This is a genomic window from Paenibacillus sp. MMO-177, from assembly GCF_037147795.1.
Taxonomy (GTDB): domain Bacteria; phylum Bacillota; class Bacilli; order Paenibacillales; family Paenibacillaceae; genus Pristimantibacillus.
The window spans coordinates 528,713-544,453 of record NZ_JBBCUR010000001.1 but is presented as its reverse complement, the minus strand read 5'-3'; the positions used below and the strand labels follow the sequence as shown (position 1 = coordinate 544,453).

Sequence of the window (15,741 nt, the reverse complement as noted above, 5' to 3'; positions counted from 1 at the left end):
GATGGAGCAAATGGTAAAAGTAACGGTATGGAACGAGTTTCTGCACGAGAAAGAGCATGAAGAGGTAAAAGCGGTGTATCCGAACGGCATTCATAACGCGCTTGCCGAGGGGATCCGCTCGGAGGGCATCGAGGTTCAAACCGCAACGCTCGAGGAGCCGGAGCACGGCCTTACGGAAGAAAAGCTGAACAACACCGACGTTCTGATCTGGTGGGGACATATGGGTCATGACCGCGTAGACGATGCGATCGTGGAGCGGGTACATCAACGCGTAATGGACGGCATGGGGCTTATCGTTCTTCACTCCGGCCATTTCTCGAAAATTTTCAAAAAGCTGATGGGTACGGGCTGCGACCTGAAATGGCGCGAGGCTAACGAAAAAGAACGGATTTGGACCGTTAATCCGGCCCATCCGATTGCCGCGGGCATTCCGGAATACGTGACGATCGACCATGAGGAAATGTACGGCGAGCATTTCGATATTCCGGCTCCAGACGAGCTGGTATTCGTAAGCTGGTTCGAAGGCGGGGAAGTATTCCGCAGCGGCTGCACCTTCTTCCGCGGTCAAGGCAAGATTTTCTACTTCCGTCCGGGTCACGAGACGCATCCGACTTATTATCATCCGCATGTGCTGCAGATTATCCGGAACGGCGTGAAGTGGGCGGCTCCTTCCCAGGCAGGCAAGCCGGTCCGCGGCAACCATCAGCCTCTGGAGCCAATCAAAGGCCAAGCTTAATCTGCACTCCGGCAAGTAATTATAGAAAGAGAAGGACAACATGAAAAAAGATTCTCTTATAAAAGGTACGTTAATTCTGGCGGCAGCCGCGCTGATTGCCCGTTTTCTGGGGATCTTTCAGCGGGTTCCGCTTGATCATATCCTGACCGAGAACGGCGGGCTTTATTTCGCGGTCGCGAACAACGTGTATTTGACGCTGCTTGTCGTGGCAACGGGCGGTCTTCCGAGCGCCATCAGCAAGATGGTGTCGGAGCGTTACGCGCTGGGCCGCGAGCATGAAGCGAAGCGGGTTTATCAGGCCGCGCTGCTCTTTGGCGTCGTAACCGGCGTCATCCTGACGATTGCTCTTTACGCGGCGGCTCCGTATTATGCCGTGCATATCGCCAAGACGCCAGGCGCGGAGGTGGCGATCCGCGCGGTTGCGCCAACGCTGCTTATTTTCCCGATTATCGCGATGATGCGGGGTTACTTCCAAGGCCGTCAGTTCATGATGGCGGGCGGCATGTCGCAGATCGTGGAGCAGATTTTGCGCGTTATCGTAGGCGTTGCGCTCGCTTATTATGTCGTTTCGATTGACTGGGGCGAAAAATGGGGCGCGGCCGCAGCATCGTTCGGCAACGTGATTGGCGGCGTGGGTGCTTTGCTGGTCATGCTGTATTATGCGGCAAAGCTGCGCCGGGGCGATCTGGCGGATCGGCCGGCGGTGGATATCGAAGCGGTAAAGGCCGCAGCGAAGATTCCTTTCCGGTCCATTTACCGCGAAATCTTCACGATGTCCATTCCGATTGTCATTACGGCGATGACCGTGCAAATTATTTATACGTTTGACTCGTCCTTATTCGTCCGTCTAACGGAATCGTATTACGGCTATCATGACGCGCTGCTGGTATTAAGGGATCTTAGCTTCAAGGCGCAGACGGTTGCGGGCATTCCGCCGATTCTGGCCATCGCGCTCAGCACGTCGATCATTCCGGTTATCTCATCGGCTTATTCCTTGCGGAATATGGCCGAGGTGGAGCGCCAGACCTCCCTCGTTATGCGAATCGTCTTGTTCACCGGCGTGCCGGCAGCCTTAACGCTTGCCGCCGCATCGTATTCGGTTACGGGACTAATTTTCACGGGACCTAGAGGTTACGGCATCGTTGCTGCCTTGACGGCGGGTACCATCTTCCAGATTACAATGATGACAAGCAACTCGATTTTGTTCGGGCTTGGGAAAGCCCGTATCCCGATGATGAATACTTTCGTAGGCATCGGGCTGAAAATCCTGTGCAGCTACGCGCTTGCCCCGACATATGGCGTATATGGCGTTATTGTGGCGACAAGCGTCTGCTTTGTCGTGATGACATGGATGAACATCGAGGCGATCCGCAGGGAAGTGAAGTTCACGGTGCTTGGCAGCCGCTGGCCTTCTTACCTGGTGACCATCGTAGTATCCGTTGCGGCAGGCTGGGGAACCGAGGCGGGAATCCGCCATCTGCTTGGCAGCTGGCCGGACAAGCTGACGTACCTGGTCTCCGCAGTCGCGGCCGGCGCGGTTATCGGGGTTCTATATCTGGTTCTGCTTGTGCTGCTCCGCGTCGTTACTATGGAGGATGCGAAGTCCTTCCCGGGGCCGCTGCGTAAACTGTTTGTTCTGCTTCTGAAGGCGCTTGGACGCACGCAAGCTCAGAAATAACGACAGAAATCACTGATTTCCATACATTTACAACCTCCCTGAACCTCAAGTACAATAGATAGAGTTATAGCTCTATTAATCTATCTATTACTGGCTGTGAAGGGAGATTTGTAAATTGAGAAGTCTGAAAAGATTCAAGAGGGGGATCATCCTGATTTTGGCGCTTGCGCTTGTCATCGTTGCAGGCTGTCAGGCGATTCAGGGCGTGGATTTTAACACCGTATTGAAAAACACGCTTAAAGTGACCTCCGCGGAAAGCAAGCAGTCGGTAGAGCTGAAGCTTCTTATGAACGAAGAAGCGTATGAAGGAATGCCTGAAGAAGATATTGCTCTCATGAAATTACTCTCGAACATGAAGCTTCAGTTAGATAGCGTGAAGGTTCAGGATGCAAGCCACGCGTCCTACGCGGGCAAACTGATTTTCGGCGATAACGTCGGCATCGGCTTCTCGATCAAGCAGTCGGATACAACTGCGGTTATCGAGGTGGAAGGCGCGAAGCTCCCTATCGTGCTTGACGTAACGGGAGCCGGCATTGGCTCAATGCTGGGTACTGCAGGGCTTGGCGAGACGGCCGCAGGTTCGGATGACGAATCGGTAACGGCAATCGGCAAAGAGGTATTGGACAGCGCAACGTCCTTCTTTATCGATAATCTGCCTAATCCGGACAAAATTTCGGTAAACGCGGTTCAGGAGCCTATCAATGGCGTTAACACATCCTTGTTCCATGTGAAAGCTGAGATGAGCGGTACCGATATCTGGGTATGGATAAAGAAATATGTGGATGTTCTTGCAAGCGACCGCCAAGGTCTCGAAACATTCGTGAAAGAAATCGTAGCGATTATGAGCAGTCATCCGGAGTTCTGGGAAGAAATCGGCATGAACCCGTTAGAGCAAACCGGACTGGATATGCCAACAACCGATGATATGGTTAAGGAAATGACGGACGAGCTGGAAGCTGCGTTTGCATCGCTTCAGGAAGAGCTGAAGGCGATGGAGGAAGAAGGCGGAGATGATCTTAAAGCGATCTTCAACGATGACTCTTCGATTAAAGCGGAGCTCTACGTAGACAGCAAGATGGATATCCGCAAGCAGGTTGTCGACGTAACGTTTAAACCAAGCGATGAAGCTTTGTTCCCGCTTGATGGTCTGTCGCTGCATATGGAGAGCGAACTGTGGAACGTTAACGGTAAGGTACAAGCCGATGCGCCGGTAATTCCTAATAAAGCTATCCATTCCGATCAGTTCGGTTCCATGCAGGGCTATCAGTTCCTTCGCATGTTCGACAAGCAATCGGCTGCCTACTCTTTGCTCGATCAGATGGGCATCGGAGAGCAGACGGTTGAGCTGCCCGTTGATTCGCGCCTTTACCCGGCCATTGTTACTCCTAAATACGTAACGATCGTTCCGCTGCGCAAAGTGGCTGAAGAGCTTGGCGCTTCGGTGAAATATGATAAAAAGACGAAGAAGGTAACCGTCTATGACGAAGCGACCAATACGACGATCGTTCTGAAGGAAGGCTCTGACCGCGTAACGGTTAATGGCAAAGCAGCGACATGGTCGTTTGTAGCCAAAACCGTTGACGGCACATTGTATGTAGCAGGACGCGATTTCGCAAAAGCGCTTGGAGCAAAGGTTCATTGGGATGACAGCTGGGGCAGCGATACCTTTGTCATCGAGCGTGTAGTACATTAATTTATCTGCAAGAGCAGGGAGGATAACAACGATGAACAAACTGACAACGGACGCAGCCTTCCGGGAAGCCGTTCAAGGCGATGGGATTACGGTGGTCGTATTCAAAACGACATGGTGCGCGGACTGTCATTACATCGATCCGTTTATGCCGGATGTAGAGCAGCAATACAGCGGCAAAATCTCGTTCCATGAGATCGACCGGGATGAATTGCCCGATCTTTGCTCCGAGCTGAACATTCTTGGCATTCCGAGCTTTATTGCCTTCCGTAACGGCAAAGAGCTGATCCGGTATGTCAACAAGCTGCGCAAGACGCGCGAAGAAATCGAACAGTTTCTGGACCGCGCGGTACAGGTGGCAGACGCTTTACCTCAAGATTAATAAACGGCAATTATGCGGCTTAAGGAGCTCCTCCTAAGCCGCACTTTTTATGTCGGCGCATCATTGCCACGGAACTGTCACACCCTAGGAAGTGTCACATTTTCAACATGGCTTTTGACCCCTATAATGGCTATAATGAGGTGACAACAAAACCCGAAATAAGGTGATTTTATTATGGTTACCGGCCGTTTTCGCGCGCTTGCTCTCGCATCGTGCATCGGAATGCTTTTTGTTCTTCTTGCCGGAGCATTAGTTACAAATACCGGATCCGGACGCGGATGCGGTGATGATTGGCCGCTTTGCAACGGTAAATTTATTCCTGCGTATACAATGGAAACCGCAATCGAATTTTCTCACCGTCTAATTACCGGATTTGAAGGTTTGCTCGTTGTGGCAGCCTTTATTGCCATATACCTGTTGTTCCGTAAAAACAATGCGGATTACAAAGAGCCGGTTATCTACGCGAGCGGAGCCCTGCTATTTACGATCATTCAAGCTCTTATGGGCGCCGCAGCTGTCGTATGGTATCAGTCTGACGCGGTAATGGCTATTCATTTTGGTATTTCTTTAATTGCATTTGCATTTACATTGCTGCTCGTTGTTTGGTCATACCGCGTGAAGGACGGCAAGCCCGTGGAGTTTACCGTGCCTCGCGCTATTTATCCCCGAATGTTGGCTGTGACGATCTTCTGCTACATTGTTGTTTATCTTGGCGCCTATATCCGCCATACCGAGTCGGCAGGCGGCTGTCTGGGCTGGCCGTTATGCAACGGCGAGGTTGTGCCAGAGCTTCAAGGCGCGACGGCAGCTGTTTTTATCCATCGTTTAGGTGCACTTATTTTTGGTCTTGCTCTAGTTGGTCTATATATCCACGTCCGCAAAATCAGCGGAAAAGGCAAAGGTCTTACGAAATCTGCCGGCTGGGCTTTGATCCTGGTTATCGCTCAAATCCTGAGCGGTGCGTTTCTGACGGAGACAATCGGCAACGATGACTGGTTCCTGTTTACGAACCTGCTTCATAATTTAATTATAACGGGCTTGTTTGGGATATTGTGTGATATGCTGATACGTTCCTGGCGGCTGCGGGAAGGACGGGAGAACGCTTGAGTTTTCAGAACCTGCGTGAATTTGTTGAGGTATTAAAAAAGGAGAATGATCTGCTCGTTATCGACGCGCAAGTAGATCCTTATCTGGAGCTGGCGGAAATTCACCGCCGCGTTATCGAAGAGGAAGGACCGGCACTGCTTTTCACCAACGTGAAGGGCAGTCCTTTTCCCGTTCTGACGAATATGTTCGGGACAAGCCGCCGGGTTGACCTTGCGTTTGGTACACGCCCGGAAGAGATCATGAAGCAGATTGTTGGCGCTGCGGATCGTATCATGCCGCCAACGCCAAAAGCTTTATGGGGTGAGAAAAAGCTGATCTGGGACATGCTGAAGGTAGGCATGAAGGAAGTGCCAAGCGGTACGGCGCCTATTCTGCAAGTGTTGAAGCGTCAGAATCCGCTGGCCGGTCTGCCGCGCGTAACAAGCTGGCAGGAAGATGGCGGTCCGTTTATTACTTTGCCTCTTGTCTATACGGAGAGCTTAAAATCCCGCAAAGCGCATAATCTAGGGATGTACCGCATGCAAATCTTTGACGATTCAACGACCGGCATGCATTGGCAAATACATAAAGGCGGCGGCTTCCACTATCATGAAGCCGAGCAGCGGAACGAAGCGCTGCCGGTATCCGTCTTCCTCGGCGGGCCGCCGGCTTTGATCGCTTCCGCGATTGCGCCGCTACCGGAGCATCTGCCGGAGCTTTTAATGGCTTCGCTTATCCTGGGCGGCAAGCTGCCGGTTGTATCCGACCCGCACAGCAAGCACCGCATTCCGGCGGAAGCGGAGTTTGTCATCAGCGGGCAAGTGCCGCCGCATCTCCGCCGTCCGGAAGGCCCGTTTGGCGATCATTTCGGTTATTACTCGCTTATCCATGATTTCCCGGTCTTTAATGTCAACCACGTCTGGCACCGCAAGGATGCGATCTATCCCGCAACGATTGTGGGCAAGCCGCGTCAGGAAGATTATTATCTGGGGGAATACTTGCAGCGCCTTCTGGCCCCGGCCTTCCCGATGGTTATGCCGGGCGTGCATGAGCTGTGGGCTTATGCGGAAGCCGGCGTACACGCGCTTGCCGCAGCCGTTGTCCGGGAATCCTATTCCCGCGAGGCGCTGTCGACAGCCTTCAGCATTCTGGGCCAAGGCCAGCTGACCTTGACCAAGTTCCTGATGCTGACGGATCAGCCTATTGACCTGTCGAGGTTCGACGTATTGCTCGAGACCGTGCTTGAGCGGTTCCAGCCGCAGACGGATCTGTTTGTATTCGATGAAACCTCCCACGATACGCTGGATTATACGAGCGGCAAGTTTAATCACGGAAGCAAAGCGGTTATGCTTGGCGTCGGAAAGCCTGTCAGAGAGCTGCCTTCAAGCTATGAGGAAGGCGTGATCGAGGAAATTACGAACGCTCAGGTGTATTGCCGCGGATGCCTCGTCGTATCCGGCGCATCCTATGAAGCAGAGCCGCAGCTTGCGGAGCGTCTCTTGTCAAGGCTGTCGGAACGCGGTACGGAATGGCCTCTTGTTATTCTTGTAGACGACGCAAACGTTGCCCATGGGCAAACGTCCTTCTTATGGACGGTGTTCACGCGGTTTAATCCGGCCGATGATATTTACGCGAATGCCGAAATTCGCCGCCATCATTTTGGCTACAAGCTGCCAATCGTGATCGATGCGAGAATGAAGCCGGGTTATCCGGCAGAGCTGTTCACGCGCGAGGATATTACCAAGCTGGTTGACAGCAGATGGAACGAGTACTTCAAATCCTAAGTTGCGAAGAGAGGCGGGGACGGCCTATGCTGCGTTTTCTATTTGACGAACCGGAAAGGGAGCCGCAAGGCCGCCTTGCGGAAACGTTACAGCTGATGAATCAGTTTATCGCCATTCTGCATGAGAAGATCGAAGCGGGCAAGGACAACGATCATAAGCTCCGTACGTATGAGGTGTGGACGAAAGGGCTGATCGCTTCCTTGAACGAAATCGAGCAAAGCTGCTATGCGGCTAGCCGCTTTAAGGAGAAGATCGTATCGTCTTCCGTGAGCCAAATGTCGGAGGAGGAGGAGCTTAATTATCAGCGTTACGTTTATTTTGACAAAAACGCGTTTATCCGCATTTTTGCCCTGCTGGATAAGCTGAGCATCCTTCTTAATGACATGCTTGATATGAAGACGGAGAGGATCAAGCCTCATTTTTCCTACTTCACGGTTCTGCGCAACATGCGCGACAAGAAGGCTCATCCGGATTTGACTTGGAAGCTGAACGACATCAAGGAAAGCCTGAAGGAACCGATGGGACGGCTGCGGAAGCGACGCAATACCGAGATTCATTACATGAATACGGAAATGCAGGATGATCTTGCGCAGGCACATAAAATGTACGGACAGGAAGTACAGCTTGAAAATATTGATGCACAATCGGACGATCTCCAGCATGGACTGCAAATGGTGACAGGATCATTACGCCTAACCTTTGACTATGCTTGCAGACTGATACGAACCAGGTAGGCTTAAAATCGCGAGGAGGAATGCTCGTGGAGCTGATGGGCAGAACGGCGCTTGTAACCGGAAGCGCCAAGGGGCTTGGCAAACGGACTGCATTGCAGCTCGCAAGTCTTGGCTGCAGCATCGTGTTAAACTATCTGGGGAGCAGGCAGGAGGCGCTGGAGCTTCAGCGCGAGATCGAGCGGCTGGGCGTAAAAGCAACCGCCATGCAAGGCGATATATCCGTTCCGGCAGGGGTAGCGCAGCTGGCGGCTGAAGCGGAAGCCTGGAATGGCGGCATCGATATTCTGGTGAACAACGCGGGCCCGTTCATACGCGAGCGTCGCTTGTTCGCGGATTATAGTGAAGACGTTATCATTCAACTGTTAAATGGCAATTTGCTTGGCGTTATGCTGCTGGACCATAAGCTGCTGCCAGGCATGCGCAAGCGGGGCTGGGGGCGTATTATCCATCTTGGCTTCGGACATGCGGACGAAGCCAGAGCATGGCCTCACAGGGCCGTGTACGCGGCGGCAAAAACAGGTCTCGTCTCCTTCACCAAATCGCTTGCGGTCGAAGAGGCGCCTTGTGGCATTACCGTCAACATGGTATCGCCGGGCGATATACGAGGCCTAAACAAGGAGCGGACGATCGACGAGGCGGCTTGCGAAAAGGATCTCGAGTCGCCGGTCGGCAGACCGGGAACCGGTGAAGATATCGCGAGAGTGATTGGCTTCCTCTGTCAATCAAGATCGGATTATTTGACCGGCAGCATCATAAACGTGACCGGCGGTTTCGATGCGATTCGTTCGAACATTATCGTATGATAAGGAACAAAAAAAGAGTCTTGCCTGCTTGTAGCGGGCAAGACTCTTTGCATGTTAGAATACCTGAACGACTTCCTGTACGCCTTCAACTTCCTCGAGCAGCGCGCGCTCGATGCCGGCTTTCAGCGTAATTGTCGAACTTGGGCAGCTTCCGCATGCACCCATCAGACGAAGTTTAACGATGCCGTCCTCTACGTCTACCAGTTCTACGTCGCCGCCGTCGCGTTGCAGGAACGGACGCAATTTATCCAGTACGTCCAATACTTCGTCGTACATTGTATCTTGTGCTTGACTCATTGCAATCATCTCCTTTCTCCCCTATTATAGTACAAAGTGCGAGGAATGAAAATGGATATCAACCGTTAAGGCCAGGTGATCAAAAAATTGTCAAAACCGCTTATCGAGTTCTGCAACGGCAACATGCATCACGGAACGGAAGGCATTATGAAGCAGTTCGAACAAGACGATCGGCTGAAGGTGGTGGAATACGGCTGTCTCGGCAACTGCGGAGAATGTTATTTGAAGCCATTCGCGTTAGTTGACGGCAGAATTATCGCTGCCGAATCCATAAAGGATCTGGAACGCCGTATTCGCGAATCCATCAGCTTAAAGCAAAATTAACCGAAGTGGCGTTTCGATTTCCAGAGAATACCGCTCTTGATCAAACGCGGAATTTTACCCATCATTGGCGTGCTGCCCATGAGGCCAAAGCCGCTTTTCTTGCCAAGGGAACCCATTACGCCCTTCAGCTTGATTTTGCCAAGCTTAGGCGTTTTGTTATTCCAAATGGCATGAATAACTTCAGCGATTTGCTTGCCTTGCGCGCCGGCCGCTTGCCCGCTAGGGGAGAATGGCAGAGACGCGCAGTCGCCGCAAACAAACACATCGGTATAGTCCGGCAGCTGATGATATTCATTGATGATAAGACGGCCTTGTTTGTCCTTCGGCAGATTCATGCGCTGTACGATTTCAATCGGCTGAATGCCGGCTGTCCATACCGTTACGTCGGTTAGAATCGTTTGATTCGCATTCGCGTCATGCAAAGCGCCTTGCTCAAGACGGCATAACGAAATATGGCTGAGCATCTCCACTTCATGCTCTCTGAACCAGGAAGCCACAAACTTCTGCAGCGGTCCAGGGAAGGCGGACATGACGCTTGGTCCGCGGTCAATGATACGGATGTTCAGGTCGGAACGGGCTTCGCGCAGCTCCGCAGCCACTTCTACGCCGCTAAGGCCGCCTCCGATGATCGATACTTGACCATAAGGCTTCACATCGTTCAGCAGCTGGTAAGTTTTGCGCGCATTCGAAAGGGTTTGAATACTGGTCGAGAACTCTTCCGCGCCTTCGATGCCGTGGTAATTATCCGTACAGCCAAGTCCAATCACGAGCCATTCGTAATCGATTGGATCCTGACCTTCCAGGTAAACAAGCTTTTTGTCCAGGTCGATATCTACAACTTCCCCGAAACGGGTTGTCAGACGCGGGTCCTGCGGGAATTTCACGCGGATCTCCATATCTGAAACCGTACCGGCTGCAAGTGCGTAATACTCTGTTTTAAGGCCTTGATAAGGCATGCGGTCTACAAGGATAACTTCAACGTCGATTGGCAGCTGTTTGTCGATCACGTCTGCCGCGATAGCCTGACCGCCGTAACCTCCGCCCAAAATTACAAATTTTCTCATATGATTCCCTACCCAACTCCAAAAATGATGAATGACTTGTTGTGTGCCTAATATGTGCGTCTAGCCGCGTGATTACTCATATACTTTAATTTCGTTATAGAACGTATCTCTCTCCACTGGGATACGTCCGGCTCCTTTAATGAGCCATAAGAGATCCTCACGCGTGATGCCTTCAGGCGTAAGCGCGCCTGCGGCATGGCTGATTTTTTCTTTTACAATGGTGCCGTGAGCGTCGGATGCGCCCATCGTCAGCGCGACCTGGGTCAGCTGCGTTCCGATGTTGATGAAGTAAGCTTTAATATGCTGAATGTTGTCCAGCATCAAGCGGCTGATCGCGATCGTCTTCAAATCCTCGAACGCCGAGTTGCGGCGACGGATGCCGGCTTTCGGATTAATCGGCTGCATAGACAATGGAATAAATACCTGGAACCCGTTGGTTTCGTCTTGAAGCTCGCGGATCTGAATCATGTGGCGGATGCGATCCTCATGCGATTCAATCGACCCGTACAGCATGGTCGTATGCGTGCGCATGCCAAGATTATGAGCGGTGCGGTGCACCTCTAAATATTGGCTGACGTCGGCTTTATCGACGCGCATTTTTTTGCGGTAATGATCGGATAATATTTCTGCGCCTCCGCCGGTCAGCGATTTCAGGCCGACCTTCATAAGCTCTTCCAATACTTCCTTGTAGCTTAAGCCGCTGATACGCGAGAAAAAGTCGATTTCCGCAGCTGTGTAGGCTTTAAGCGTTACTTCAGGGAAGCGCTCGTTTAATGCCTTCAGGGAATCGACGTAATATTGGAACGGAACATGTGGGTTATGCCCGCCTACAATATGAAATTCTCTTACACCGGGGTGGAAGTGCTGCTCAACGTACTCAATCATTTCTTGACCGGATAAGGTATAGGCGCCTGGTGCGCCTTCGTCTTTGCGGAAGTTACAGAATGCGCAATGCGCTTCGCAGACGTTCGTAAAGTACAAGCTCATGTTTTCGATAAAATAAACTTTTTTACCGTTCTTGCGAAGGTTAACTTCATTAGCTAGTTGCCCAATCGTAAGCAGATCATCCGATTGATACAGGAATACCCCGTCTTCCAATGTGAGGCGTTCCCCGTTACGGACTTTGTCGATAATCGACTGCATTTGCTTGTTATCAGATGGAATGGCGATGTTCATCTTGGCAACCTCCTTTTTCTCAAAAGTTAGTTATGTGTAGTGCTGCGGCATGCTGCCATTTACCGTTCTAGGAAGAGTGGAATAAATCTAGGCTATGCCTTTGTGAAAAAAATAACTTGCTCATCCGATTAAGAAAGCTTCCATTATTATAAACCCGTACGCAAAAGGCGGCAACACCTAAAGTCTTCAACTCGTTCCAATAGGAAGGCTCTCATCTCTTGAGGAAGCGGAGGAAGAGGAGTATACTGTAACTACAACGATACATTTATTCTTATTTATATAGAGGAGGGAAGAAGCATGATCACGATTAGTGAATCGGCATCTGACAAAATTAAAGAAATGCTCGAGGAGGAAGGTACTCCCGGGCTGTTCCTGCGCATTGGCGTGAAGGAAGGCGGCTGTACGGGCTTCTCCTACGGCATGGGCTTCGACGACGAAGAGAACGAGAACGACAAGTCGATGGAGGTCGCTGACCTGAAGGTAGTCGTAGACGACGAAAGCTTGAAATACCTATACGGTCTTATCATCGATTGGAAAGAGTCGGCTATGGGCGGCGGCTTTACGATCGAAAATCCGAACGCAACCGCAACATGCGGATGCGGCTCGAGCTTCCGCACCGCTGCGGCGGCTGGCAAGCCGGATAGCGACTGCTGATGGATGGCTGAGCACGCCTGTGCTCAGCTTTTTTATTGGGGATTCGCCAGTATGCAGGCTGCGCAATAGAATGTTCTTCCAATCGCCATTGTTCCCGGAATCTATGAATTTATCGTACAAGGTACGATTCCGGGAACAAAAGCGAGCACTCCGTTTCTCCAGAACATTCTTTTGCTCCGCCTGTTTGGCGAAGCCAAACAAAAGCGTTCGCAAAAGGCCAGGCTCAGCCAGCCTTTTTTGACCAAATTTGACAGGTTGCTAACACAACCTGTCCCGTTCATACCAAAACCAAAACGGCGTCACGAGGTACACTTACCTGTGACGCCGTTTTTCTGTCAAAAAAGAAGTCGAAGGCGGAACGGAGTAAGTGAATGCTCTTGAGGAACGAAGTGCCCGCCTTTGTATTCGGATTGTAACCTTGAAACCTTGTTCAAACAATCCGAATGCAACAGCGGTCGAAGGAGCGTTCACTTTCGCAGTGGTCACCAACCGACTATCAGCGCTACCTCGTCATCTTACGAGAATTCAGCCAAAGAGGAATACGGAACACCAGGTTGATGAGCAGAACGAAGAACACGAGTACCGCCGCAGACTTCTGTGCGATATCCTGGGCGTCCGGAACGATAGCCTCCGACTGGACATACCACAGGTGCACGGCAAGCGTCTCGCCCGGCGAGAAGAGGCTGAAATCCCACATTTCTCCGGAGGTCGTAACGCCGGCAGTTAGAATAATAACGGCGCTTTCGCCAAAGGCGCGGCCCGCGACAAGACAGATCCCCGTAATAATTCCGTTCATGGCTGCAGGGATCAGGACGCGAACGATCGTCTGTAAATGCGTAGCCCCCAGCGCGAAGGAGGCATTTTTCAGTTCCTTCGGCACGGCACGGATCGATTCTTCGGTTACGCGCGTCAGGACCGGCAGGTTCAAGAACGCCAAGCTGACAGCGCCGCCGAGAATCGTCAGGCCAAGCTGGAACATCTCAACGAACAACGCGATGCCAAACAAACCAAAGATGATCGAAGGTACGGAAGCGAGCCCCTCTACGCAAATCCGCACAAAGGAGATCAGCTTGTTGTCCGGCGCAAACTCGGCAAGATAAATGCCTGCCGCCATTCCAAGCGGAATAGAGATGATAAGCGACAGGAACAGGATGTAGAAGGAGTTCAGCAGGGCTGGCCCTATGCCGCCGCCTTCTTCGATTTCGCTAGGCAGGCCAAACAGGAAGCTCCAGGAGAGCTTCGGAAGGCCATCCTTAAGAATGAGGAACAAAAGCCCGAGAATAAAGAGAACGATAGCGATGCCAACGGTCCAGACCAGAATCGTAAACAGACGGTTGTTAAAGCTGTTGATTCCTCTTTTGCCGCGGAAAGGATTGCTTGCATTTACTGCGGTGTTTACATGGCTCATTGTTGTTGAACTCCTCTCCGTTGCAGCCAGCGTACGCCTACGATCATCAGAAGCGAAATGGCAAGCAGCAGGAAGCCCATCAGGTACAGCGCATAGTTCCAGGTTGAATCGAACGGAACGTTAGCGATCTGCATAACGATGTTGCTTGTCAATACCGACGTAGGCTTAAGCAGGCTGTCCGCGATTTGCGGGGTATTGCCGATAACCATAACAACCGCCATCGTTTCGCCGATTGCGCGGGCCATGCCAAGAATAACGGCATACATAATCCCGCTGCGGGCGGAAGGGATAAGCACCTTCCAGACGGTCTGGAAGCGGGTAGCGCCAAGGGCATAGGACGCATCGCTGAATTTCTTCGGTACGGCAGTGATCGAGTCATCGCTGATCCGGCTGATTGTCGGCAGAACCATGATGGTCAATACAAGAGACGCGGCAAGCAGGCCGTCGCCCATACCCGTACCGGTAACGTCCCGGATGAGGGGAATAAGAACAGTTAAGCCCAGGTAGCCGTAGACAACGGACGGTATGCCGACGAGCAGGTCCATGACGGGACGAAGCGTATTTTTCAGCCATGGCGGAACAAAGGTCGACAGAAAGACCGCGATCAGGAGCGAGAGCGGAACTGATATGATCAAAGTTAGCAAAGTAAGGGCAAACGTGCCGAAAATGAATAACAATCCGCCGTATTGCTCGGTCTCCGGACTCCATTCCGTAGACAGGAAAAATTCGGAGAAGGACACATCGCCAAACGTCAGCACGCCTGTGCGGAACATGAGGGCAAGGATAAGGAAAAGGATCAGACATACAAAACCGGCGCAAGCAATACAAACGTAACGGAACAGGCGGTTCATCACAAACAACCGTTTCCTGCGGTCAAACGGCTTGCCGCTTCCCGTCAAAAGACTGCCGCCCAGATCAATCTGGCCCGCAGTGGATGAAGTATCTAACATGTTATTGATCGGCTCCTTCGGTAGCAAGCAGCCGCCTGTCGCTTCGCGAAAGACGGCCGCCGTTACCTATTTTCGATTAACTAGGATTATTTCATTGCGGAAAGCGGGATGAACTTGAGCTTTTTCAGCGAACCGTTTTGGAACTTAGCGCTTTGCACGTATTTGATGAATTCTTTAACAACGCCTGTAGGCTGGCCTTTAGTCATGTAGTAGCCATAGCCCCAAACTTTGTATTTGCCGTTGATTACGTTGTCTACGGTTGGAGCAACGCCGTTGATGCTTACGCCAGTCATTTTGGAAGTGATGTAAGCGAAGTCGAGGTAGCCGATAGCGCCCGGAGTCGATTCAACGGCTGTTTTCATGTCGCCGCTTGTTTTAACTTCTTTATAGTTGGAGCCCTTTGTCATGAAGTCCGTACCGTTCAGAGCTTTTTGTTGGAAGTTAACGCGGGTACCGGAACCAAATGCGCGGTTAACGACGATGATATCAGCATCTTTGCCGCCTACTTCTTTCCAGTTCGTTACTTTGCCGGAGAAAATGTCTTGCAGCTGTTTCGTAGTCAGGTTTGTTGCGGTAACGTCCTTATTTACAACAGCAGCGAAAGGAGTAACCGCTACTTTGTTAGCGACTTGGCCTGTGAAAGCTTCGAAGCCGGGAACGGCTTGCGTAGCATCCCAGTCAACCGCGCCGATATCGGCGATACCTTTGCGCACGGATTGAGGACCCGTGATGGAACCGGCTGCCGAAGCGGAGATTTTAACCTTCGGATTCAGCTTTTTGAATTCGTTAGCCGCTTGAAGAGTAAGCGGAAGAAGGGCGGAAGAGCCATTGATGACGATTTTGCCGGACAGCTTGCTTGCTGCTTCTGTTTTTGTAGGAGCTTGAACGGAGCCAAAGCCGATTGTTGCGATAAGAGCGGCTACCGTAGCCACTTTAAGCCATTTCAATTTCATTTCATTTATCCTCCTAAAAAGA

16 protein-coding genes are annotated in these 15,741 nt (G+C 51.6%); 10 read left to right on the top strand and 6 right to left on the bottom strand.

What is annotated here, in order from left to right; genetic code table 11:
• The first annotated feature begins 10 nt into the window (after positions 1-10).
• The 8 genes from WFK81_RS02340 (at position 11) to WFK81_RS02305 (ending at position 8,893) form a co-directional block, all read left to right on the top strand.
• Positions 11-736, top strand: coding sequence for a ThuA domain-containing protein (locus WFK81_RS02340; protein ID WP_336784843.1), 726 nt, complete (start codon positions 11-13; stop codon positions 734-736).
• 40 nt (positions 737-776) lie between these two features.
• Complete coding sequence (locus tag WFK81_RS02335; protein WP_336784842.1) at positions 777-2,414, top strand: putative polysaccharide biosynthesis protein; 1,638 nt, start codon at positions 777-779, stop codon at positions 2,412-2,414.
• A 115-nt stretch (positions 2,415-2,529) separates the two neighbouring features.
• The gene (locus WFK81_RS02330) at positions 2,530-4,107 is read left to right on the top strand and encodes a copper amine oxidase N-terminal domain-containing protein (protein WP_336784841.1); all 1,578 of its coding nucleotides are present in this window, start codon (positions 2,530-2,532) and stop codon (positions 4,105-4,107) included.
• A 31-nt stretch (positions 4,108-4,138) separates the two neighbouring features.
• Positions 4,139-4,486, top strand: coding sequence for a thioredoxin family protein (locus WFK81_RS02325; protein WP_336784840.1), 348 nt, complete (start codon positions 4,139-4,141; stop codon positions 4,484-4,486).
• Positions 4,487-4,660: 174 nt separating this feature from the next.
• Positions 4,661-5,593 carry a COX15/CtaA family protein gene (locus tag WFK81_RS02320; RefSeq protein WP_336784839.1) on the top strand — a complete coding sequence of 311 codons (933 nt, stop codon included), beginning with the start codon at positions 4,661-4,663 and terminating at the stop codon, positions 5,591-5,593.
• A complete protein-coding gene (locus WFK81_RS02315; RefSeq protein WP_336784838.1) occupies positions 5,590-7,356 on the top strand; it encodes a UbiD family decarboxylase in 1,767 nt (588 codons plus the stop codon). Before WFK81_RS02320 ends, WFK81_RS02315 begins: the two co-directional genes overlap by 4 nt.
• 26 nt (positions 7,357-7,382) lie before the next feature.
• Positions 7,383-8,090 (top strand): Cthe_2314 family HEPN domain-containing protein, encoded by a 708-nt coding sequence (locus WFK81_RS02310; RefSeq protein WP_336784837.1) that lies wholly within the window; start codon positions 7,383-7,385, stop codon positions 8,088-8,090.
• 26 nt (positions 8,091-8,116) lie between these two features.
• On the top strand, positions 8,117-8,893 hold the full coding sequence (locus WFK81_RS02305) for an SDR family oxidoreductase (protein WP_336784836.1): 777 nt from the start codon (positions 8,117-8,119) through the stop codon (positions 8,891-8,893).
• Positions 8,894-8,947: 54 nt separating this feature from the next.
• On the opposite strand, the gene WFK81_RS02300 is transcribed toward WFK81_RS02305, so the two are convergent.
• Positions 8,948-9,190, bottom strand: coding sequence for a NifU family protein (locus WFK81_RS02300; protein WP_015846404.1), 243 nt, complete (start codon positions 9,188-9,190; stop codon positions 8,948-8,950).
• Between the two features lie 87 nt (positions 9,191-9,277).
• Between WFK81_RS02300 and WFK81_RS02295 the strand changes: the two genes are divergently transcribed.
• Positions 9,278-9,514 carry a YuzB family protein gene (locus WFK81_RS02295; RefSeq protein ID WP_336784835.1) on the top strand — a complete coding sequence of 79 codons (237 nt, stop codon included), beginning with the start codon at positions 9,278-9,280 and terminating at the stop codon, positions 9,512-9,514.
• Here the strand turns inward: WFK81_RS02295 and WFK81_RS02290 are convergent.
• Both WFK81_RS02290 and mqnE read right to left on the bottom strand, forming a co-directional pair.
• Positions 9,511-10,578 carry an NAD(P)/FAD-dependent oxidoreductase gene (locus tag WFK81_RS02290; RefSeq protein ID WP_336784834.1) on the bottom strand — a complete coding sequence of 356 codons (1,068 nt, stop codon included), beginning with the start codon at positions 10,576-10,578 and terminating at the stop codon, positions 9,511-9,513. The genes WFK81_RS02295 and WFK81_RS02290 overlap by 4 nt on opposite strands.
• 72 nt (positions 10,579-10,650) lie before the next feature.
• Complete coding sequence (gene mqnE, locus WFK81_RS02285) at positions 10,651-11,754, bottom strand: aminofutalosine synthase MqnE (protein WP_167200400.1); 1,104 nt, start codon at positions 11,752-11,754, stop codon at positions 10,651-10,653.
• A gap of 297 nt (positions 11,755-12,051) precedes the next feature.
• Here mqnE and erpA point away from each other — a divergent pair, with 297 nt between their 5' ends.
• Positions 12,052-12,408: an iron-sulfur cluster insertion protein ErpA gene (erpA, locus tag WFK81_RS02280; protein WP_127495565.1), complete on the top strand. Its 357-nt coding sequence runs from the start codon at positions 12,052-12,054 to the stop codon at positions 12,406-12,408.
• Between the two features lie 502 nt (positions 12,409-12,910).
• Here the strand turns inward: erpA and pstA are convergent.
• The 3 genes from pstA to WFK81_RS02265 form a co-directional block, all read right to left on the bottom strand.
• Positions 12,911-13,816, bottom strand: a complete 906-nt coding sequence (gene pstA / locus WFK81_RS02275; RefSeq protein WP_336784833.1) for a phosphate ABC transporter permease PstA — start codon at positions 13,814-13,816, stop codon at positions 12,911-12,913.
• Positions 13,813-14,766: a phosphate ABC transporter permease subunit PstC gene (pstC, locus tag WFK81_RS02270; RefSeq protein ID WP_336784832.1), complete on the bottom strand. Its 954-nt coding sequence runs from the start codon at positions 14,764-14,766 to the stop codon at positions 13,813-13,815. Before pstC ends, pstA begins: the two co-directional genes overlap by 4 nt.
• 86 nt (positions 14,767-14,852) lie before the next feature.
• Positions 14,853-15,719: a phosphate ABC transporter substrate-binding protein gene (locus tag WFK81_RS02265; protein ID WP_336784831.1), complete on the bottom strand. Its 867-nt coding sequence runs from the start codon at positions 15,717-15,719 to the stop codon at positions 14,853-14,855.
• Positions 15,720-15,741: the final 22 nt, after the last annotated feature.

What these genes read in the sequence shown, in the direction of transcription:
- WFK81_RS02340 (WP_336784843.1), top strand. Translation starts at nt 11, where the DNA reads ATGGTAAAAGTAACGGTATGGAACGAGTTTCTGCACGAGAAAGAGCAT.
- WFK81_RS02310 (WP_336784837.1), top strand. Translation starts at nt 7,383, where the DNA reads ATGCTGCGTTTTCTATTTGACGAACCGGAAAGGGAGCCGCAAGGCCGC.
- WFK81_RS02325 (WP_336784840.1), top strand. Translation starts at nt 4,139, where the DNA reads ATGAACAAACTGACAACGGACGCAGCCTTCCGGGAAGCCGTTCAAGGC.
- pstC (WP_336784832.1), bottom strand. Translation starts at nt 14,766, where the DNA reads ATGTTAGATACTTCATCCACTGCGGGCCAGATTGATCTGGGCGGCAGT.
- erpA (WP_127495565.1), top strand. Translation starts at nt 12,052, where the DNA reads ATGATCACGATTAGTGAATCGGCATCTGACAAAATTAAAGAAATGCTC.
- WFK81_RS02320 (WP_336784839.1), top strand. Translation starts at nt 4,661, where the DNA reads ATGGTTACCGGCCGTTTTCGCGCGCTTGCTCTCGCATCGTGCATCGGA.
- WFK81_RS02300 (WP_015846404.1), bottom strand. Translation starts at nt 9,190, where the DNA reads ATGAGTCAAGCACAAGATACAATGTACGACGAAGTATTGGACGTACTG.
- pstA (WP_336784833.1), bottom strand. Translation starts at nt 13,816, where the DNA reads ATGAGCCATGTAAACACCGCAGTAAATGCAAGCAATCCTTTCCGCGGC.
- WFK81_RS02335 (WP_336784842.1), top strand. Translation starts at nt 777, where the DNA reads ATGAAAAAAGATTCTCTTATAAAAGGTACGTTAATTCTGGCGGCAGCC.
- WFK81_RS02265 (WP_336784831.1), bottom strand. Translation starts at nt 15,719, where the DNA reads ATGAAATTGAAATGGCTTAAAGTGGCTACGGTAGCCGCTCTTATCGCA.
- mqnE (WP_167200400.1), bottom strand. Translation starts at nt 11,754, where the DNA reads ATGAACATCGCCATTCCATCTGATAACAAGCAAATGCAGTCGATTATC.
- WFK81_RS02290 (WP_336784834.1), bottom strand. Translation starts at nt 10,578, where the DNA reads ATGAGAAAATTTGTAATTTTGGGCGGAGGTTACGGCGGTCAGGCTATC.